The sequence below is a fragment of the Pseudomonas sp. 3A(2025) genome (assembly GCF_054589175.1).
The window spans coordinates 20,833-41,098 of sequence record NZ_BAAILM010000094.1; the positions used below are offsets into that span (position 1 = coordinate 20,833).

Genomic DNA, 20,266 nt, shown 5'->3' on the forward strand with positions numbered 1-20,266 from the left:
CAGCGCAGGACGCCGCGTCGGTAGCGGTCAAGCTCGGCGACGACGTCGCCCAATGGCGTGCGTTCGACGACCAACTGGCCCTGGGTCCAGGCAGTCGCTGCGTGTGACAGTTCTTCGATGCTGGCAACACGACCGGCATCGAAGCGCGATTGTTGTCCGGCGATCAGCCCTTGGGGCAGGCCTTGATCGGGTTGCAACAGGGCGCTGCCGGCCAGCACCTGAACACTGGTGTCGCGCAACGGCCCGACGTCATGCGCGACGATCAGCCGGGCGTGTGCGGCAGGCCGCACCCAGCCGTCGCCGGTACGGATGACCAGCGCCTGGCTGGCGCCGGGTTCCAGCCATACCCGGCCGCGGGTCAGTAATACCTGGCGTTCGGCCTCGCGGGTGTGAATATCCAGCAGGGTCTGGGTGTCGAGCAGCAGGTCGAGGCTGCCCAGGCGCAGGTTGCGCCGTTCGCCGGTGCCGGTGTGGTAGTCGCTGAACCACTGCGGCAACAGTACCCGCTCATGCGCGCCCCAGCCGGCAGCGGTGGCCACGCCAAGCCCGGTGAACCCCTTGAGCAGGGTGCGCCGCGAGGTGCCGCTGCGGGCCTTGAGCAATTGTCGGGTATGCCGGGCCGGCAGGGTGCCGACGCCGCTGCGTACATCCTGGCCGATGCCCATCAGCCGCTGCCAGGCCAGCTCATGTTCTGCCGAGGCCTGGCGCCAGGCGGCGCATGCGGCGTGCTGGGCATGGTCGGCAGTGCCCGACTGCAGGGTGACCGCCCAGAGCATCGCTTGCTCCAGCACCAGCGGGTCAATCTGGCGGCGGTTATCCAGCGGCTGGAACAGGCTCATTGCTCATAGACTGCGGCGTAACAATGACGCAGTGCCTTGAGCATGGCTTTTTGCACGCTGTTGACGCTCAGGCCCACCTGTTCGGCGATTTGCGGGTACGTCAGGCCGTCGAGCTGCGACAGCAAGAAGATTTCCCGCACCTTGCCGCCCAGGCCGTCGAGCACCCGGCCCACTTCATCCAGCGCTTCGAGCACCAGCAAGCGGGTTTCGGGAGAGGGCCACAACTCGGGCTCCAGCAAGGCCAGCGAGTCCATGTAGGCGCGTTCCAGTGCCTGGCGCCGGTAATACTCGATGCACAGGCGGCTGGCGACGATATTCAGGTAGGCACGCGGTTCGCGAATCGGTGGCAGCTTTTCACTGCGCAAGATACGCACGAAGGTGTCTTGTGCCAAGTCCAGCGCCGATTCCCGGTCGCCCAGTTTGCGCCGCAGCAATTGCACGACCCAGCTGTGATGCTGGCTGTAGAGTTCGCCCACGACGTGTTGCTGAGAGGGAGTAGCGGTCATGGCGAGTGGCCTCTGGGCGGATAACGGTGGCAAATACGGCGCGTATGGTAATGGTTCTTATTAAGTTGTTGAATGTTTAATTACACTTTCGGACGAGTGCAGGCCTGATCTGTCTCGGCAAAGACACAGGATTGTCTTTGCCAGCCGGCGGTTTTTCTCGTAGCGTGATGCTGTCGTCTAGCCAGTTGCCAGTGCGACATCTTAATTTCAGGATGTAACGCTGTGACCGACCAAGAGATTCAAGCCCTGCGCGATCGCGTCAGCGCCCTTGAAGCCGAAAATACCCATCTGCACGACCAGTTATCGACACGCGGCCAGCAAGCCGACGCGGCCCTGGCCCGTTCGCAGGAGCGCTATCGCTTTCTGTTCGACTCGATGGATGAAGGCTTTTGCATCATCGAGTTTTTCGACGGCCCGCATGGTCCGTTGAGCGATTACATCCATATAGAAGCCAACGCCGCCTATGCCTTTCATGCCGGTATTCCCAATGTGGTCGGGCAGAAAGTGCGCGAAATGGTCGGCGCCGAAGCCGATGGCTGGGTCGAGATGTACGGCGGCGTGTTGCGCACCGGTGTACCGGTGCGTTTCGAGCGTGAACTGGAGGCCACCGGGCGTTATCTGGCGCTGACCGCTTTTCGGGTCGAACCGATTGGCAGCCATCAGGTCGCGGTGCTGTTTCAGGACGTCACCGAACGCAAGCGCGCCGAACGGGCGTTGCAAGAACTCAATGCCACCCTCGAAACCCGGGTGCGTGAAGCGGTCGCCGAACGCAATGTGCTGGCCGATGTGGTCAACGGCACCGATGCCCGTATTCATGTGATTGATCTGAACTACCGTTGGCTGGCCATCAATGCCACGGCAACGGCGGAGTTCGAGCGTTTGTTCGGGGTGCAGCCGCAGGTCGGGCAAAGCTTGCTCGATGCCCTGGACGATCACCCTGAATCGCGCGAACAGGTGCGTGGCATGTGGGTGCGGGCGCTGGCGGGCGAAGAGTTTATCGATATCGCCAGCTTCGGTGAGCCGGCGCGCTTTTTCGAAATCCGCTTCAGCCCGTTGCGTAATCTTGAAGGCCAGATCATCGGTGCCTATCTGTTTGCCTATGACATCGATGACCGTCTGCTTGAACAGGAGCGCCTCAAACAGGCTGAAGAAGCGTTGCGCCAGTCGCAGAAAATGGAAGCTGTCGGGCAGTTGACCGGCGGCATCGCCCATGACTTCAACAACCTGCTGACCGGTATCAACGGCTCGCTGGAGTTGTTGCGCACACGCCTGAGCCAGGGCCGCTATGGCGAAATTGATCGTTATGTCTCTGCAGCCCTGGATGCGTCGCGGCGCGCGGCGTCGCTGACTCACCGGTTGCTGGCTTTTTCGAGGCGCCAGACGCTGGACCCAAAACCGGTAGACATCAATCGTCTGGTGGCGGGCATGGAAGAGCTGATTCGCCGCTCGGTGGGGCCGCACATCACGGTCGAGGTGGTGACCGCCGTGGGCTTGTGGTCGACTTTTATCGATGCGCCACAACTGGAAAATGCTTTGCTCAATCTGTGTTTGAACGCCCGTGACTCCATGCCGTACGGCGGGCGGATCACCATCGAGACCGCCAATAAATGGATCGACGAGCGTGAGTCGAGATTTCGCGATTTGTCGCCGGGCCAGTACCTGTCGCTGTGCGTGACCGACAACGGTACGGGCATGACGCCTGAGGTTATTTCCCGCGCGTTTGACCCGTTCTTTACCACCAAGCCGCTGGGGCAGGGGACCGGGCTGGGGCTGTCGATGGTCTACGGCTTTGTGCGCCAGTCCGGCGGCCAGGTGCGTATTTATTCCGAGCCGGGTCAGGGCACCACCATGTGCCTGTATCTGCCGCGTCATTATGGCAATGAGGTTGAGGCGCTGGTCGACGAACAGGCCAGTGAACCCCAGGCGCCCAAGGCGACCACCACCAGCACGGTGATGATCGTCGACGACGAGCCGACCATTCGCATGCTGGTCGGCGAGGTGCTTGCCGATCAGGGGTACTCGGCCCTTGAAGCGGCAGAAGGGGCCAGCGCCTTGCGGATTCTGGAAACCAGTGCGCGGGTCGACCTGCTGGTCACCGATGTCGGCCTGCCGGGCGGCATGAATGGCCGTCAACTGGCCGATGCCGCACGACGGCTGCGCCCAGAGCTCAAGGTGCTGTTCATTACCGGCTATGCCGAGAATGCCATTATCGGTAACGGGCATCTGGACCCGGGTATGTGGGTGCTGACCAAGCCATTCACCATGGACGCGCTGGCCAGCCGGATTCACGAGATGATCGAGCGCGAAGCCTAGTGTCTATGTAAAGCAGGCTTTACATCGTTGATTGATGTCCTCATCATGTAAAGCATACTTTCCATGGTGAGGGGTCTATGAATATCTATCTGCGTGAGTTTGGCGTGGCCATGCTGGCTTATATGGTCGTGCTGGTGGCGTCACTGGTGGCGCTTAATGGCAGCGATCTGGCGCCAGCAGCGCAAGTGGCGATCAGCCTCGCGCCGGTAGTGCCGTGTGTGCTGGTGTGTTGGGCTGTGGTCCGGCAGTTGCGCCGCCTGGACGAACTGCAACTGCGCATCCAGTTCGAGGCGCTGGGCTTTGCCTTTGCGGCCAGCGCCTTGTTGACGTTCAGCTATGGGTTTCTGGAAAACGTCGGCTTGCCAAAATTGTCGCTGTTCGTGGTCTGGCCGTTGATGGCGGTGATGTGGATGCTGGGGCTGCTGATTGCCTCGCGGCGTTACCGATGAACAACCACCTCAAGGCGCTGCGCGCCGAACACGGCTGGTCGCAGGAAGACCTGGCCACCCGGCTGGGGGTGTCGCGCCAGACCATCAATGCGATTGAAAACGGCCGCTACGATCCCAGCCTGCCGCTGGCCTTTCAGATGGCCCGGTTGTTTGCCCGGCCCATCGAAGCGATTTTTGAGGATGATCAGCCGGCCTGACCGGCCTTGGTAGTCGGCTGGCTGGCCTGTGTGCGGGGTGCCGGGGTCTTGAGCAGGGCCTGGATGGCCTGGCTGTAAGCCTGTCGCCCCAGGCGCATGCTGTTGTTGTGGGTGCCGCCCGGAACCAGCAACAGGTTCTTGGGTTCTGCGGCAGCCTTGAACAGCGCTTCACTGAAACGCGGCGGTACATAGCGGTCGTCGGTGCCGTGGACGATCAGCACCGGCATGTGAATGTCGGCGATCTTGTCTTGTGAATCGAATTTCTGCGACAGCAACCAGCGCACGGGCAACGAGGTGTAGCTGCTGGCGATGGCGGTGGCGACATCGGCCAGATTGGTGAAGGTCGACTCGATGATCAGGCCGCGCGCCTGCACCGGCTGGTCGCCACTGGCGGCTTCGCGGCCCAGTTCGGCGGCCAGGTCGACCGCCACCGCACCGCCGAGCGAATGGCCATAGATCAGCCGCCGCTCGGGATCCGGCTGCAGCAGTTTGAGTCGCTCCCAGGCGATACGCGCATCTTCATACACGGTTTTTTCCGAGGGCAGATCGCCCAGGCTCTGGCCAAAGCCACGGTAGTCGATGGCCAGCACCGAAAAACCCAGAGAACGCAATTGTTCGATGCGAAACAACTGGCCGGTGAGGTTCCAGCGCGAGCCATGCAGGTACAACACTGCCGGCGCGTCCTTGCGCGGTGCGGGCCACCACCAGGCGTGAATATTCTGTTTGGTGCCAAATGCCGGGGTCTTGAGTTCAAGTTCTTCGACGCCACTCGGCAAGCCGCCGTACCAGCTGGCCGTACCCGGTTCGATGCGAAACACCAGCTCGCGCTCTTTGCGCTCCAGCACGACGCAGCCCACGGGCAGGCCGACGATGATCACGGCCATCAGTGCCAGGGTCAGGCGCCGCCATTTGCGCGGTGCAGGTTCAGGTGACGACATGCGGACGATCCAGTAACCAAAATGAAATATAGGGTGCTTATGCCGTGGCATTGCACGACAAGACAGGAAATATCGGTTACAGAATATTGCCTGGCCCCGTCAGTCGGCAGGGTACACGAATGGCGTCCGCCTGCTGTACTGACAGGTGACCACCACGAGAACGGGGCTCGTGGCGGGGCTGGATATTGCTTCTGCTATCTGCGTAACATGCTTTAACACCGTTTTGATGCTGCGCATGTTCTTCAACTTCTTCAAAAAGGTATTGCTCAATGTTCCTACACCGTCCCATGGAAGAAAAAGACATCGCCGCCGTCTGCGCCCTTCCACAGAACCCTGACGAGCTGTTCTACATGTTCCCGCGGGCGGTCTACCCGTTCACGCCAGAGCAGTTGAAAGCGTCGCTGGAGCAGCGTTCGGACCCCACGGTCATCGAGATGCATGGCGAAGTCGTCGGCTATGCCAATTTCGTACGCTGCGATTTTCGCAACCGTTGCACCCTGGGTAACGTCATTATTGCCAGCCAGGCGCGGGCCAGGGGTGTAGGGCGTTACCTGATCGCCTGCATGGCCGAGATTGCGTTCGACAAGCACGAGGCACGTGAGGTGACGTCCTCCTGTTTCAATAACAATGTCACCGGCCTGGTGTTCTATTCACGGCTGGGGTTTCGCCCGTTTTCCATTGAAGAACGACGCGACAAGCAAGGCGCGCCCGTGGCGTTGATTCACCTGCGTTTGCTGCGCCCGGAATAAGCCCTCGGGGCGTGAAGCGTCAAGGCAGGCCGGGTTCGTACTGAAGGATCCGGCCTGTAAAAAAAGACCGTTCACAGAGTGCGTTCAAAGTTTAACAAGTGCCTGCAACAGGTCCGTCAGAAATAAAGTGTTTATTCGATGAAACGATTCTCTACTGCCTGTTATCGAATACGTTACAGGTTGTCTTGTTTTGTGGCGCAACTTTATTGCCGGGCGTCTTGGCAAAGCGTATAAAGGATAACAATCACTGCAGTCCTGTGGTGACGTCCCCTTAAGCAAGTCAGTGGCTTGCTTATACTTTTTTTGAATACCAATAAGCGTAAGCGCTCGACGGATTGTTCAGCGGCGCTTGCAAATAAGGAGATGGCAAATGATCGCTTGTGGACTGTCTACGCTTGAATTACGCAGCATTGTCGAAGGGGCATTCCTGCCCTTGAGTTGCACGTGCACCATTGCACCGGATCGCTCCATGACCATTCAGATCACCGAGCCTGCGACAGGGCGTGTCGATCTGCTGGTAACGGGCATTGACCTGCGACGCCTTGACAGCAGCCGCGCCATCAATGACCTGGTTGCCGGCTTGCGTGATGATCTGGACAGCGTCAGCCGGCCTGAGCACCATAAACGCCGAGCCTGAGCCTCAGTGCTGTAATTGACACCTCTGGTCGGCACCGTTTCGTGTCGACCTGCGTCGTCATTTTGTTGGCGTCGTCTTTTTGCTGACTGGCGTGTACGGTATATAAAAAAACAAACAGGCTGCGCCTTTGATCGGTCTGGTCTTTTACGCTCTCCATTCTCCGACATTTACCGATATTCGCCGTCCAGGCATGAGGTTGGCTGATCTTGTTGCTGGGGTGTCAAGGGTGGGCGCTTGTTTGACACGGTTCATGTTCTTTGCAACTATTCCGTCACACCACGGTCTCCATCGCGTTTATCGATCCCCTCTCTCCTGTCTCAAGTTTCGCGGCGCCGAATCTGGCGGTAGCGTGGCTATTTCTTATTGAATCACCTTCCTTTCTTATTGCCGGTTGCCTGCACGTGGCTGCAGGGATAAACGCGCAAACGTTTGTTTAATGCGCTCTTGTATTGACGCCTGTCAAAACTTTCTTAACTAACCTCTGCAACTTGATGATTTGCAACACTGAAAAACAGGAATGTAAATGGTTGTTTCCTGGTGGTGGAAGACGTCCCTTGCGATCACGCAAGGAGGGATCCGTTTATCAACAGGCCAAGGAAGACACACCATGTTCGAAAATCATATGCATGTGACCTGTGCCTGCGTCGTCGGTGGTGCCGGCGTGGCAGGTATGGGTTTTTTGTTCAATGCCCTGAAGTCGGGGGCTTTGCCGGAACTGGCCCGCAATGGCCTGATCATCGTCGATGCCAGCGATACGCCGGGCACGGGCAGCCTTGGCAATTACCGCATCACCGCCAACTCGGTGGGCGATGTCTTTATCGATTGTTTGCGTGACCCGCGTCTGGCAGAAATCTTCGAGCCACTGGAGTACTCGCCGGCTTATTGGCGGATTCGCCGTCAGGCCAACAGTGCGCCGCCCCTGGCCGAGGCCGGAGAGCTGATGGCCGAAGCCTCGCAACTGGTGCTGCGCCATATCGTCCAGCGTTACGGGGTCAAGATCTGGCACAGCACGTTGATCACCGAAGTGATCTGGCAGCCGGGACAGATAAGCCTGCGCGTCGAGACCGCAGGCTATGAGCGACGTATTCACTGCCAGGGGCTGGTGCTCAATCTGGGCGGCCGGCAGAGCCCGCAACACCTGATCGAGCACCTGGACAGCCAGGGGCTGCATTTATCGCGCACTGCGCAGATTCTGGGTTCCGATGCCGTACTGCGCATGAACGGCGTGCAACTGCGCGAGCAACTGGTGCCGTTGATCGCTCGCGGCCAGCGCATCTGCGTGGTGGGCGGCTCGCACAGTGCGTTTTCGGTGCTGGAAAATCTCGCCGATGCCCTGGAGTTCGCCGGCCTGCGCGAGGTGACGCTGATCCACCGCAGTCCTGTCCGTCTGTTCTATGAAAGTGCAGAGCTTGCGCTGGACGATGGCTACTCGTTCGAGCCGCAGCGCGATGTGTGCCCGGTGTCCGGTCGGGTCAATCGTTCCGGCGGGTTGCGCTATCGGGCCTTTGATATAGGTCGTGAAGTGCTGGGCAAGGCCCGGGTCGGCAAAACCGGGGTCGGTGTGCAGCGTATGCAGACCGAGGGCGGGGACGTCGGTGATTTCGAGCGTGCGTCCAGAGCGCTGGCCGACGCAGGCGCGGTCATTCAGTGCACGGGTTATCAGCCTGTGCTGCCGGTGCTCAGTCATCTCGATGGCACCCCGATCGAGTTGCGTCAGTCCCGTGGCGGGCTGGATTCCGACGCCAGTGGCTGCCCGCTGGACCAGCATGGGCGGCGGCTGGACGGTGTGTACCTGTTCGGTATCGGCTCGGGTCTGGCGGCCGATCCGCAACTGGGCAGCGAATTATCGTTCGAGGGCCGGATTTATGGCGTCTGGCAATTTCATCACGATGCCAGCCGCACGGTGATCGAAGCCTTGCAGGCGCGCTTGCAACGCCTTGCGCCGACCGTAGAGCCTGCCCGGCATTCGCTGGTGCAGACCTTCGATGAGCGCCTGCACCTGCTGTTGCCGGAGTTGATCGGTAAGGTTTGAGCAGTGAGCGTGGTCCCCTTTTGTCCCGCACTGCCGTGAGGTCGCGCGGGATTTTTTTGTGCCGGTCTTTCTGGAGCATGCCACCCGACGCTCATCGATTGAGTGCCGGCGGCCGATCCACTACGCTGCACAGACGCCAAGGAGAGCAATATCTATGCGCATTCTGATTGTTGGTGCTGGCGCCGTGGGCGGCTATTTCGGTGGGCGGTTGCTGGAAGCGGGTCGCAATGTCACGTTTCTGGTGCGCGCTCACAGGGCCTTGATTCTGGAGCGTGAAGGCCTGCTGGTGCGCAGCCCGCATGGCAATATTCACGCTCCGTCGCCGCCCTGTGTGCTGGCTCACCAGTTGGCCGAGCCTTACGACCTGATTGTGCTGAGCTGCAAGGCTTACGATCTGGACGAGGCCATCCAGGCGTTCGCACCGGCGGTCGGCGCCGGGACCCTGATTTTGCCGTTGCTCAACGGCATGGCGCATCTGGACCGGCTGACCGAATGCTTCGGCGCTGAAGCTGTACTGGGCGGGCAATGCCTGGTGTCGCTGGACCAGACTGCCGAAGGGGTGATTCTGCACCTCAACAGCCATCATCAGTTGCGTTTCGGCGAACTCAATGGCGCATCCAGCCCGCGCATCCTGCGGGTTGCCGAGGCGCTGGCCGATGCCGGTTTCGAGGCCAGTTTCAGTCAGCACATCGTTCAGGACATGTGGGACAAGTGGTGTTTCATCGCCACCCTGGCGGCGGTCACCGGCACGATGCGTGCCGCCCTGGGCGATGTGCTGGCCGGTGGCGGCGAACGGTTATTGATTGCCACCTTGCACGAGTGCGCGCAGATTGCTTTGGCGGCAGGATACCCCTTGAGCACCCACGCACAGCAGCGCTGCCTGACGATGCTGACGGCCTCGGGCTCGACGCTCAGCGCCTCGTTGCTGCGTGACATCGAGCGCGGTGCAGCCACCGAGGGCGAGCATCTGTTGGGCGATCTGCTGGCGCGTCGTCAGGTGCTGGGCGTGGTGCCTGACGGCTTGTCGATGCTGGAGGTGGCGTGCATTCATTTGCGCGCTTTCGAGGCGCGCCGCCGCCGGGAAAGCTGAAAGCAGTAGATCCGCGCTATAAATCAGCGGGCTGCTACCCTTAGGATTCCTTTTTTCTGTGATGGAGGCCGATTCATGCCAGTCAAACATGATCTGTTCGCGGACTTGCACTTGAGCAAGGAAGACATTCTGGCGCGTGGCAAGAGCGATGAGCGTCTGCAGCATTTGCTCAATCAGTACCAGCAAGCCGACCTGAACGTAGTAGAGGCCGAAAAAGGACTGGCAGGAGGCATCGGCGACGATGAACTGAAGAAGCTCAAGGAACACCGGTTGTTGATCAAGGACCGTATCGCCTCGCGTCTGGAAGCGGCTGATTGACGCACAAATGAAAACGGCACCTCGATGGGTGCCGTAATGCGATTCTCCCGTACGGATCATGCCGTTCGGGCGAATCGCTTGAATCGAGGGGGAGGCGCCAGGAATTATTGGGAGTTCTGGGTGGGTGCCAGCTCAGCCTGGATACGCTTGTAGATTTCTTCACGGTGTACCGAAACGTTTTTGGGTGCATTGATGCCCAGTCGGACTTGCAGCCCTTGGACACCAAGAATCGTCACGGTGATGTCGTCACCGATGTTTATGCTTTCGCCTACTTTGCGAGTGAGTATCAACATAATCTTTTCCTTGATGGCCTCTTGTAACGCCCCTATCAAGAGGCTGGCGTTTGCCTTTGCGTGGTGATTGTTGCCGAGTGCATCCAAATGCTTCCATCAATATGACGTTGCAGCGGTGAATTAAATTCCCTCGGTTCATTATCCTGTCACGTTGATTTGCATCAACACAGTGACGAGTCGCCAATTCTGCCCGTTTTATCCTGCAAATACCCGTATTTACTGGCAAAATCTGCAAAAAGTCTGGATTGGATCCATATCGACATGAGCATCGCACGTTAGTTGCAATGTAGGACACTGCACCCGACTACGTAGTCCCTCGCCGACTTTTAGCGTAGGCCTTTGCGCGCATCATTGCCTGAGCTTTCTGATATTTCAATTGGAAATAGGGCGATGTCAGGTGGGAAATAGCAATTAAGCGAGGAATTGAGAGTGCTTTGCACTTTGCTGGAGCACCCGCCACAGGCGGACTGCACACTGCAGTGTGCGTCAGCCGGTCGCAGGGTATTGTTGAATAAGTGCGCGGCTGCAGAAGGAAAATTCCGACAGCCACGAAGGGACACCCCAAGGAGGGGTCAGAGCAGTGTTGAAAGCAGCATGATAAAGATGATGCCGACCACCGACAGGATGGTTTCCATCACGGTCCAGGTCTTGAAGGTTTCGCTGACGGTCATGTTGAAGTACTGCTTGACCAGCCAGAAGCCCGCATCGTTGACATGAGACAGAATCAGCGAGCCTGCACCGGTGGCCAGTACCAGCAATTCACGATTGACGCCCGGTACCATGCCCACCACCGGCGCGACGATACCGGCACCGGTAATGGTCGCCACGGTCGCAGAGCCTGTAGCGATACGAATCACCGCCGCCACCAGCCAGGCCAGCATGATCGGGTTCAGTTGTGCCTGCACGGCCATGTGGCCGATCACATCGCCCACGCCGCTGGCCACCAGCATTTGCTTGAAGCCACCGCCGGCACCGACGATCAGCACAATGGCTGCCACCGGCGTCAGGCTCTGGTCGAGCATTTTCATGATCTGCGAACGATCGAACCCGCGTGCCGCACCGAAGGTGTAGAACGCCAGCAGCAGGGCCGCGAGCAGGGCGCTGATCGGGTGACCGATAAAGTCCATCCAGATGCGGAACACGTTGTTCTCTGCCAGTACCACGTCGGCAAAGGTCTTGAGCAGCATCAGAAACACCGGCAACAGAATGGTCACCAGAGTGATACCGAAGCCGGGCAGATTCTGAGTGTTCGATTCCTTGGCGATCTGCGCCATCAGTTCTTCTGACGGGCTGCCCGGAATGTATTTGGAAATCCACTTGCCATAGATCGGGCCGGCGATGATGGCGGTGGGCAGGGCGACCAGCAGGCCGTAGAAAATGGTCTTGCCGATGTCTGCGCCGAAAATACCGATGGCCAGCAGCGGGCCCGGATGCGGCGGCACCAGGCCATGCACCGCCGACAGGCCGGCGAGCAACGGGATGCCGATCTTGATGATCGACACGCCGGTACGCCGCGCAACGATGAACACCAGCGGAATCAACAGCACAAAGCCGATTTCGAAGAACAGCGGGATGCCCACCAGAAAGGCAGAAAACATCATCGCCCAATGCACCTTCTGCTTGCCGAAGGTGCGAATCAGGGTCTGGGCGATCTGGTCCGCGCCGCCGGAATCGGCCATCAGTTTGCCAAGCATGGTGCCCAGGCCGAGGATGATGCCGACAAAGCCCAGTACGCCGCCGAAGCCGTCCTGGAAGGCCTTCATGACTTTTTCCACCGGCATGCCGCTGGTCAGGCCAAGAAAGCCCGCTGCAATGGTCAGGGCGATGAAGGGGTGGACCTTGAACTTGGTGATCAGGATCACCAGGCCGACGATCGTCACCAGGGCGTCGACGAGAAGGTAAGTCTCGTGAGTCATTCCGAACATGAGTGTTCTCCGGTTGTCATTATTTTATGGAGCGGTTATGCGTGTGAATGTTCATAAAAGGTAGCGCTGTCTTTTTCATGCAGGTGTTTAACCCTGATGTGAAGCCTGCCACCAGTCGGCAGCCTGCTTGCCCAGGTCGGCCATGCTTTGCGTGGCATCGACCACCAACGTGCGCGGCTCGTCATAGGGTGGCTCAAGGGCCGCGAACTGGCTGTCGACCAGACTGGCGGGCATGAAGTGATTGGGGCGTTGCGCGCAGCGCTGGCGGGCCACTTCCGGGGTCAATTCAAGAAATACGAAACCCAGTTGCGGCACCATCTCGCGCAGGCGATCACGGTAGCGGCGCTTGAGTGCCGAGCAGGTCAGCACTGGACGCTCGCCTTTGGCCACGGCAGCGGCCAGTTCTTCGCCCAATTGCGTCAGCCAGCCAGCGCGGTCATCGTCGTTCAGGGCAATGCCGGCGCTCATTTTTTCGATATTGGCGGGGGGGTGAAAGCTGTCGCCTTCGATCAGGCGTCCATGGGCGTTATCGGCAATGCGTTGGCCGACTTCGCTTTTGCCGCAACCGGAAACGCCCATGATCACCAAGGCAGAAACAGGGGTTTTATCTGTTGTCACGTTTGCCATCCTTGCTGGAGACAGCGCTGTCTTTTGCTTGTTCAGCTAAAGGTCAGCGGCATTGTTCCAGCGCTTGTCGTTGTTTTTGTAGGTAAGATCACCACCGCGCAAACTCCAGGCTGCCCAGAGGCAGCGGATGGCAGGCGCAATTCATTGCCCAAAGCGATGAGATAGCGCTACCTTAGAACCGATAACGGTTCCTTGGCAACCCCTCTTTCAGTTGGCAACGCATGGCACGTATTGGTTCCCGCTCTACCGGTCGCCCGACCCTTAATGAGGTCGCACAACTGGCCGGCGTTTCTCCGATCACAGCTTCCCGGGCATTACGCGGTGTCGCCACCGTGGCTCCGGAGCTTGTCGAAAAGGTTCAGGCTGCCGCAAAACGCCTGGGTTATGTGGCCAATCCGGCCGCTCGCGCCCTGGCGTCGTCCAGCAGCCCGGTCGTGGTGGCGCTGGTGCCGTCGTTGTCCAACCAGCTTTTTATCGAGACGCTGGAGGCGATTCAGAACGTGCTGCGTCCGCGCGGGCTGGAAGTGGTGATCGGCAACTATCACTACAACCCCGCCGAAGAAGAAAAACTGCTGCGTAACCACCTGATCAGCCGGCCACGCGGCCTGTTGCTCACCGGCTTTGATCACACCCCGGCGGTGCGCCGCCTGCTGGCCGCCAGCGAAGTGCCTTGCGTGCACATGATGGAACTGGACATCACCGGGCAGGCCCACTGCGTGGGTTTCTCCCAGTATCAGGCCGGTGCCGAGGCGGCGCGGCATTTGCTTGGCCGGGGGCGCAAGCGCCTGGCCTATATGGCAGGTCAGCTCGACCCGCGCGTGTTGCAACGCGGTGCGGGATTTCGTCAGGTGCTGGTCGACGCCGGGCTGGACGATCCGCAATTGCACGTGATGTCGCCTTTACCGTCGTCCATTGGTCTGGGCTGTGAGCTGTTCGCCCGCTTGATCGAAGAACACCCGGATGTCGACGCCGTGTTCTTCTGCAACGACGACCTGGCTCAGGGCGCAGCCCTGGAGGCCTTGCGCCGGGGCATCGAGATTCCCGGCCAGGTGGCGCTGGTGGGGTTCAACGATTTGCCGGGCTCGGCGCACATGGTCCCGCGCCTGACGTCGATCCGTACCCCGCGTGAACAGGTCGGTCAGCGTGCGGCGCAGATGCTGCTGGCGCTGATCGACGAACAAAAGCCCGAACCGCAGATAGATCTGGGGTTCGAGCTGGTGATTCGCGAGAGTTCCTGAATGCTCAGCCTTTGCGCATGAATAACAGTAGAGCCAGAGTGGGCAGCAACGCGCCGGCCAGGGCAATGCCGCTCCAGGCAAACTGCTGGTACAGCACGCCAGCCAGTGCCGAACCCAGCGCACCGCCGAGAAAAATGCTGGTCATGTACAGCGCGTTAAGCCGCCCACGGCTGGCCGGGTCCAGGGCATAGACCTCGCGCTGGCCCAGCACCAGGTTCATCTGCACGGCAAAGTCCAGCAGTATGCCCGTCAGTGCCAGCCCCCAAAGACTGGCGCCGGGCTGGCTGATGCCAATCAGCAGGGCGACTGGCGCCAGGCTCATGGCGATCTGTGAGGCGCGGCGGGTATGGCCGGTATCGGCCAGACGCCCGGCAATGGGCGCGGCGATGGCGCCGATGGCACCGACCAGGGCAAATACCGCAATCTGGCTTTGCGACAGGCCGTGGGCATGCATCAGCTCGATAGGCACGGCGGTCCAGAACAGGCTGAAGGCGGCAAACATCAGCGCCTGATACAGCGAACGCTGACGCAATACAGGGTGACGGCGCAGCAGGGTCAGCAACGAGCCCATCAACTGCGCATAGCTGGCACGGTGCTGCGGCACACGACGCGGAATCAGCAGCGATAACAGCGCGATGATGCCCAGCATCAGCAGGGCCGCGCCGATGAACATCACCCGCCAGCCGAAATGATCCGCCACCAGGCTCGACAGCGGTCGGGCCAGCAGAATACCCAGCAACAGCCCGCTCATGATCGAACCTACGACCTGACCACGGCTGTGTTCCGGCGCCATGTGTGCGGCCAGCGGCACCAGCATCTGCACCGCCACCGAACTGAAACCGATCGACAGCGACAAGGCGAGAAACACCCCGCCATGCCCGGTCAGCCCGGCCAGCAACAGGCTGGCGGCAGCGACCATCGAAGTGCAGATCATCAAGCGGCGGTTTTCCAGCAGATCGGCCAGTGGCACCAGAAACAACAGGCCCAGCGCATACCCGATCTGGGTCAGCGAGACGATCAGGCCGGCACTGCCGGTGCTCAGGTTGAGGTCGGCGGCGATCAGGCCGACCACCGGCTGGGCGTAGTAGAGATTGGCGACGATGGCGCCGCAACAAAAGGCAAAGATCATGACCAGCCAGCGCGACAGGGTCGGTGGGGCAGAGGCAGTGACAGCAAGACTTGGGTGCATGGCATTTCTCCAGCAAGGAATGGGAGCCGATGCCGTGAAGATTAAGTTTTGCGTGGCGTGGAGAGAATCCGTGGGTGGCGCAAGGCAGCGTTGCGCTGTGAGCAAAGGCTGGCCTTATTTCGCCAATATGTCCTGCAAAAAACCGATAAACGCTGCCACCCGGCGCGAGCCTCGGTGGTTGGGCAGGTACAGCGCGTTAATGGCGTTGCTGGCCCGATTCGGCGTGCCGTCCCACTCCTCAAGCACCCGTACCAGCCGACCGGCGCTGATGTCTTCGGCCACCAGCCAGTCAGCCAGCAGGGCGATGCCGGCATCATCGATAGCGGCCTGTCGCAATACATCGGCGTTGTCACTGCGCAAGCGGCCCTGAATCGGCACGTCGGTCTGTTCATCGCCGTGGCTGAAGCGCCAGACCTGACGCGCCGTGCCATAGTTGAAACGCAGGCAGGCATGTGCCGACAGGTGTTCGGGGTGCTGCGGCTGACCATGCGCGCTCAGGTAAGCAGGGCTGGCCACCGTCCAGCGCTGGAAATCCGCCAGGTGCCGGCACACGACCTCGGCATCGGGCGCTGCCGCGCCCAGGCGAATGGCGACATCGAAGCGGCCGTCGAGTAAATCGTCGAAGCGGTCACTCAGGGTGATGTCCACTGTAAGCTCCGGGTAACGCTTGAGCAGTTGCCCCAGATGCGGCGCGATCAGCCGGCGGCCAAACTCCACTGGCACGCACACGCGCAGGCTGCCTACCGGCTCCAAACCCCGGTCGGCGACTTCGGCATCGGCCTCGCTGAGGTCTTCGAGCAGGCGCCGCGCCTTGTGGTAATAACGTGCGCCTGCGTCGGTCACCGAAATCTGTCGGGTCGAGCGATTGAGCAGGGTGGCGCCCAGCTGGTTTTCCAGTGCATCGATGGCCCGGCTGACCGACGAGGTTGCCAGCCCCAGCTTTCTGGCTGCCGCCGAAAAGCCCTGCGCATCGACCGACTCGACGAACAGCTTGATTGCCAGCAACTTGTCCATGGCCGCTCAGTCGGCGTTCAGCGCTTTGATGCCGACCTTGGCCACCTGGGCGTCATGCTCGGACTTGACCCCTGACACACCCACCGCGCCGATGACCTGGCTGTCGACGATGATCGGCACGCCGCCTTCCAGCGAGGTCAGCAGCGGGGCCGTCAGAAAGGCGGTACGGCCACCGTTGACGATTTCTTCGTAGCCTTTGGATTCACGGCGACCCAACGCTGCGGTACGGGCCTTTTCGACGCTGATATAACTGCTGATCGGGTTGGCGCCGTCCAGACGCTCAAAGGCCAGCAGGTGACCGCCATCATCGACAATGGCAATGGACACGGCCCATTCGTTTTTCAGGGCTTCCTGGCGGGCGGCAGCGAGAATCAGGCTGATTTCGGTCTGGGTCAGTACGGCTTTGATTTTCATGAAACGTCCTTTTGTGATTGTTCGATGAGCGACCGTGCGCGAGCGGCCGGCCTGCCAGCATATACGTGTGCTATGCACAGCGCACAACTCAGGCTAGGCTCAAGGCATGAAAGCCCTTGCCTTGCAGTTATTGTTCGGAGACTTCCTCGCCCGTAGCGTGCGGGGTATCTCGTGCGCGCCCCCTCGCAAAAGCTGAACCACACGCTTTATCCCCGTGTTCACTTTCCTGCAAGGAGCCAGACCATGGCTGATCTCTACGACAACCCGATGGGCCTGATGGGCTTTGAATTCATTGAACTGGCAGCGCCCACCCCCGGCGTTCTCGAACCGGTGCTGCATATCCTGGGCTTCACCCAGGTGGCGATTCATCGCTCCAAGGCGGTGAGCCTGTATCGGCAGGGCGATATCAACCTGATCGTCAACAACGAGCCGCACAGCCTGGCGTCGTATTTTGCCGCCGAGCACGGCCCGTCCGTGTGCGGCATGGCGTTTCGGGTCAAGGATTCGCACAAGGCCTACGAGCGTGCCCTGGCACTGGGCGCGCAACCGCTGGAGATCGCCGTCGGGCCAATGGAGCTGCGGTTGCCGGCGATCAAGGGCATCGGCGGCGCGCCGTTGTACCTGATCGACCGCTTTGGCGAAGGCACCTCGATCTACGACATCGATTTCAATTTCATCGAAGGCGTCGATCGTCATCCTGTGGGCGCAGGCCTCAAGTTCATCGATCACCTGACCCATAACGTCTATCGCGGGCGCATGGCCTACTGGGCCGGGTTCTATGAAAAGCTGTTCAACTTCCGCGAGCTGCGCTATTTCGATATCAAGGGCGAATACACAGGGCTCACCTCCAAAGCCATGAGCGCCCCGGACGGGCTGATCCGCATTCCGTTGAACGAAGAATCGTCCAGAGGCGCCGGCCAGATCGAAGAGTTCCTGATGCAGTTCAACGGCGAAGGTATCCAGCATGTGGCGTTTTGCACCGACGACCTGCTCAAGACCTGGGATGCTCTCAAGGCACTGGGCATGCGCTTCATGACCCCGCCGCCGGAAACCTATTACGAAATGCTCGAAGAGCGCCTGCCGGCACACGGCGAGCCGGCGGATCAGCTCAAGGCCCGCGGCATCTTGCTCGATGGCAGCAGCGAAGGCGGGCAGCGGCGTTTGCTGTTGCAGATTTTCTCCGAAACCTTGCTGGGGCCGGTGTTTTTCGAGTTCATTCAGCGCAAGGGCGATGAAGGTTTCGGCGAGGGCAACTTCAAGGCGCTGTTCGAATCCATCGAGCGCGATCAGGTGCGGCGCGGGGTATTGGCGAGCGATTGAGGGTGGCTGTTCCCTTATAAAAATAAAATCAGGAGACTTCCCATGGCCACCTCGCGCCCTTTGCAGTACCAGTCCGGCTTCGGCAATCACTTCAGCAGTGAGGCACTGCCCGGTGCCCTGCCGGTCGGGCAGAACTCGCCACAGCGTCATGCGCTGGGGCTGTACACCGAGCAGTTTTCCGGCACCGCTTTCACGGTGCCGCGCAGTGACGCGCGGCGCACCTGGCTGTACCGCATCATGCCGTCGGCCGCGCACCCGGCCTTTGTGCCAATGCAGCGGCAGATTCGCGGCCTTGAAGACGGCGCGCCGACCCCCAACCGGCTGCGCTGGAACGCCTTTGAAATTCCGCATCAGCCCACCGATTTTCTCGACGGGCTGATTGCCCTGGCCCGCACTGCCAGTGCCGAACGTGCCGAAGGCGTGAGCATTTATGTCTACGCCGCCAACCGCTCCATGGACCGTGCGTTGTTCAATGCCGATGGCGAATGGCTGATCGTCCCGCAGCAAGGGCGCTTGCGCATCGTCACCGAACTGGGCCTGCTCGAGGTCGAGCCGCAGCAGATCGTGGTATTGCCGCGTGGCCTGAAATTCAGCGTGCAGTTGCTCGACGCCACGGCGCGCGGCTATGTCTGTGAAAACCACGGTTGCCCGCTGCGCTTGCCGGACCTGGGGCCGATCGGCAGCAATGGCCTGGCCAACCCACGGGATTTTCTGGCGCCGTGTGCCTGGTTCGAGGACCGCCGGGCGCCGGTCGAACTGGTACAGAAGTTTCTCGGCCAGTTATGGGCGACGACGCTGAATCATTCGCCGTTCGATGTGGTCGGCTGGCATGGCAACAACGTGCCGTATGTGTATGACCTGCGCCGGTTCAATACCTTGGGCACGGTCAGCTTCGATCACCCGGACCCGTCGATCTTCACCGTATTGACCTCGCCGGGTGCGGTGCCTGGGCAGGCCAATGTCGATTTTGTGATCTTCCCGCCGCGCTGGATGGTCGCACAAAATACCTTCCGCCCGCCGTGGTTTCATCGCAACCTGATGAACGAATTCATGGGCCTGATCGAAGGCGTCTACGATGCCAAGGCCGCAGGCTTCATGCCCGGCGGCGCCTCGTTGCACAACTGCATGAGCGCCCATGGCCCCGACAATCTCACCGTACAGAACGCCATTGCCGCCGAGCTTGCACCGCACAGGATTGAAAACACTCTGGCTTTCATGTTCGAGACCGGCCAGGTATTGCGCCCCAGCCGCCATGCACTGGCGTGCGCGCAACTGCAAAGCGACTACGATGATTGCTGGGCAGGCATGGCCCGTACCTTTGCACAGGAACCACAGTAATGGCTGCAGCGATTCATCGACGTAGCTGGCTGGCCTCGGCCAACGATCACCCGGACTTTCCTTTGCAGAATCTGCCGCTGGGCATCTTCAGTCATCTCGATGAGCGGCGCCGTGGCGGGGTGGCCATCGGTGACCGGGTACTCGACCTGGCGGCGGCGCTGCAAGCGGGTGTGTTTCAGGGCCGCGCACGCAGCGCTGCCGAGGCGGCCAGCGGGCCGTTTCTCAATGACTATTTCGCGCTGGGCGCACCGGCGCGCCAGGCCTTGCGCGTAGCGCTTCTGGCATTGTTCGACGAAGCGGGCAGTCAGCGTCAGGCGCTTGAGCCCTTGCTGTTGCCGATGAACGAATGCCGCCTGCACCTGCCGGCGCGGGTGGGCGACTACACCGATTTTTATGTCGGCATTCATCATGCGCTGAATGTCGGCAAGCTGTTCCGTCCCGACAATCCGCTGCTGCCCAACTACAAGTACGTGCCCATCGCTTACCACGGCCGGGCCTCGACACTGTGCGTTTCCGGCACGCCGATCATCCGGCCCCACGGCCAGATCGTGCCGCCGGGCGAACAGGTGCCGGTGCTCGGCCCGTGTCGACGGCTGGATTACGAGCTGGAAGTCGGGGTGTGGGTCGGGCCAGGCAATGCGCCGGGACAGGCGATCGATATCAGTGATGCGGCCGAGCATATTGCGGGTTTCTGCCTGCTCAACGACTGGTCGGCGCGGGATATTCAGGCGTGGGAATACCAGCCGCTAGGGCCGTTTCTATCCAAGAGTTTTGCCACCAGCCTGTCGCCCTGGGTGGTCAGTGTCGAGGCACTGGCGCCCTTTCGCCGGCCGCAGCCGG

General features: G+C 60.6%; 21 protein-coding genes. 12 read left to right on the forward strand and 9 right to left on the reverse strand.

The window, feature by feature from the left end; translation table 11 throughout:
- Together ACYP2A_RS23420 and ACYP2A_RS23425 are read right to left on the reverse strand one after the other, a co-directional pair.
- Positions 1-839: DUF4880 domain-containing protein (locus ACYP2A_RS23420; protein WP_459748321.1), on the reverse strand; the 839-nt coding region annotated here is incomplete at its 3' end.
- A complete protein-coding gene (locus ACYP2A_RS23425) occupies positions 836-1,345 on the reverse strand; it encodes a sigma-70 family RNA polymerase sigma factor (RefSeq protein WP_459748322.1) in 510 nt (169 codons plus the stop codon). The genes ACYP2A_RS23420 and ACYP2A_RS23425, both read right to left, overlap by 4 nt.
- Positions 1,346-1,720: 375 nt before the next feature.
- Here ACYP2A_RS23425 and ACYP2A_RS23430 point away from each other — a divergent pair, with 375 nt between their 5' ends.
- The 3 genes from ACYP2A_RS23430 to ACYP2A_RS23440 all read left to right on the forward strand — a co-directional run bounded on the left by ACYP2A_RS23430 (position 1,721) and on the right by ACYP2A_RS23440 (position 4,304).
- A complete protein-coding gene (locus tag ACYP2A_RS23430; RefSeq protein WP_459748340.1) occupies positions 1,721-3,658 on the forward strand; it encodes an ATP-binding protein in 1,938 nt (645 codons plus the stop codon).
- A gap of 77 nt (positions 3,659-3,735) precedes the next feature.
- On the forward strand, positions 3,736-4,107 hold the full coding sequence (locus tag ACYP2A_RS23435; RefSeq protein WP_459748323.1) for a hypothetical protein: 372 nt from the start codon (positions 3,736-3,738) through the stop codon (positions 4,105-4,107).
- Entirely contained in the window at positions 4,104-4,304 is a 201-nt protein-coding gene (locus tag ACYP2A_RS23440) for a helix-turn-helix transcriptional regulator (protein WP_459748324.1), read from the forward strand. The genes ACYP2A_RS23435 and ACYP2A_RS23440 overlap by 4 nt, the downstream gene beginning before the upstream one ends.
- Here the strand turns inward: ACYP2A_RS23440 and ACYP2A_RS23445 are convergent.
- Positions 4,292-5,242 carry an alpha/beta hydrolase gene (locus tag ACYP2A_RS23445; protein ID WP_459748325.1) on the reverse strand — a complete coding sequence of 317 codons (951 nt, stop codon included), beginning with the start codon at positions 5,240-5,242 and terminating at the stop codon, positions 4,292-4,294. The two genes, ACYP2A_RS23440 and ACYP2A_RS23445, sit on opposite strands and share 13 nt — an antisense overlap.
- 269 nt (positions 5,243-5,511) lie before the next feature.
- On the opposite strand from ACYP2A_RS23445, the gene ACYP2A_RS23450 reads away from it, so the two are divergent.
- The 5 genes from ACYP2A_RS23450 to ACYP2A_RS23470 all read left to right on the forward strand — a co-directional run bounded on the left by ACYP2A_RS23450 (position 5,512) and on the right by ACYP2A_RS23470 (position 10,068).
- The gene (locus ACYP2A_RS23450; RefSeq protein WP_459748326.1) at positions 5,512-5,991 is read left to right on the forward strand and encodes a GNAT family N-acetyltransferase; all 480 of its coding nucleotides are present in this window, start codon (positions 5,512-5,514) and stop codon (positions 5,989-5,991) included.
- A gap of 370 nt (positions 5,992-6,361) precedes the next feature.
- Positions 6,362-6,628 carry a DUF1652 domain-containing protein gene (locus tag ACYP2A_RS23455; protein WP_459748327.1) on the forward strand — a complete coding sequence of 89 codons (267 nt, stop codon included), beginning with the start codon at positions 6,362-6,364 and terminating at the stop codon, positions 6,626-6,628.
- 607 nt (positions 6,629-7,235) lie between these two features.
- The gene (locus ACYP2A_RS23460; protein WP_459748328.1) at positions 7,236-8,660 is read left to right on the forward strand and encodes a pyridine nucleotide-disulfide oxidoreductase; all 1,425 of its coding nucleotides are present in this window, start codon (positions 7,236-7,238) and stop codon (positions 8,658-8,660) included.
- Between the two features lie 154 nt (positions 8,661-8,814).
- Positions 8,815-9,750, forward strand: coding sequence for a ketopantoate reductase family protein (locus tag ACYP2A_RS23465; RefSeq protein ID WP_459748329.1), 936 nt, complete (start codon positions 8,815-8,817; stop codon positions 9,748-9,750).
- 75 nt (positions 9,751-9,825) lie between these two features.
- Positions 9,826-10,068, forward strand: a complete 243-nt coding sequence (locus tag ACYP2A_RS23470; RefSeq protein WP_459748330.1) for a hypothetical protein — start codon at positions 9,826-9,828, stop codon at positions 10,066-10,068.
- A 104-nt stretch (positions 10,069-10,172) separates the two neighbouring features.
- On the opposite strand, the gene csrA is transcribed toward ACYP2A_RS23470, so the two are convergent.
- The 3 genes from csrA to ACYP2A_RS23485 all read right to left on the reverse strand — a co-directional run bounded on the left by csrA (position 10,173) and on the right by ACYP2A_RS23485 (position 12,865).
- Positions 10,173-10,361 (reverse strand): carbon storage regulator CsrA, encoded by a 189-nt coding sequence (gene csrA, locus ACYP2A_RS23475; RefSeq protein WP_056838891.1) that lies wholly within the window; start codon positions 10,359-10,361, stop codon positions 10,173-10,175.
- Between the two features lie 572 nt (positions 10,362-10,933).
- Positions 10,934-12,286 (reverse strand): GntP family permease, encoded by a 1,353-nt coding sequence (locus ACYP2A_RS23480; RefSeq protein WP_459748331.1) that lies wholly within the window; start codon positions 12,284-12,286, stop codon positions 10,934-10,936.
- Between the two features lie 87 nt (positions 12,287-12,373).
- The gene (locus ACYP2A_RS23485) at positions 12,374-12,865 is read right to left on the reverse strand and encodes a gluconokinase (RefSeq protein WP_459748341.1); all 492 of its coding nucleotides are present in this window, start codon (positions 12,863-12,865) and stop codon (positions 12,374-12,376) included.
- Between the two features lie 269 nt (positions 12,866-13,134).
- Here ACYP2A_RS23485 and gntR point away from each other — a divergent pair, with 269 nt between their 5' ends.
- Positions 13,135-14,151: an HTH-type transcriptional regulator GntR gene (gene gntR / locus ACYP2A_RS23490; protein ID WP_459748332.1), complete on the forward strand. Its 1,017-nt coding sequence runs from the start codon at positions 13,135-13,137 to the stop codon at positions 14,149-14,151.
- Between the two features lie 4 nt (positions 14,152-14,155).
- Here the strand turns inward: gntR and ACYP2A_RS23495 are convergent, their stop codons facing one another.
- From ACYP2A_RS23495 to ACYP2A_RS23505, 3 genes are all read right to left on the reverse strand, one after another.
- Positions 14,156-15,340: an MFS transporter gene (locus ACYP2A_RS23495; protein WP_459748333.1), complete on the reverse strand. Its 1,185-nt coding sequence runs from the start codon at positions 15,338-15,340 to the stop codon at positions 14,156-14,158.
- Positions 15,341-15,454: 114 nt separating this feature from the next.
- Positions 15,455-16,354, reverse strand: coding sequence for a LysR family transcriptional regulator (locus ACYP2A_RS23500; RefSeq protein ID WP_459748334.1), 900 nt, complete (start codon positions 16,352-16,354; stop codon positions 15,455-15,457).
- A gap of 6 nt (positions 16,355-16,360) precedes the next feature.
- Positions 16,361-16,768 carry a heme-binding protein gene (locus ACYP2A_RS23505; protein WP_459748335.1) on the reverse strand — a complete coding sequence of 136 codons (408 nt, stop codon included), beginning with the start codon at positions 16,766-16,768 and terminating at the stop codon, positions 16,361-16,363.
- Positions 16,769-17,011: 243 nt separating this feature from the next.
- On the opposite strand from ACYP2A_RS23505, the gene hppD reads away from it, so the two are divergent.
- The 3 genes from hppD to fahA form a co-directional block, all read left to right on the forward strand.
- Positions 17,012-18,088, forward strand: coding sequence for a 4-hydroxyphenylpyruvate dioxygenase (gene hppD / locus ACYP2A_RS23510; protein ID WP_459748336.1), 1,077 nt, complete (start codon positions 17,012-17,014; stop codon positions 18,086-18,088).
- Positions 18,089-18,130: 42 nt separating this feature from the next.
- Positions 18,131-19,426, forward strand: a complete 1,296-nt coding sequence (hmgA, locus tag ACYP2A_RS23515; protein WP_459748337.1) for a homogentisate 1,2-dioxygenase — start codon at positions 18,131-18,133, stop codon at positions 19,424-19,426.
- On the forward strand, positions 19,426-20,266 hold an 841-nt coding region (gene fahA, locus ACYP2A_RS23520), incomplete at its 3' end, for a fumarylacetoacetase (protein ID WP_459748338.1). The genes hmgA and fahA, both read left to right, overlap by 1 nt.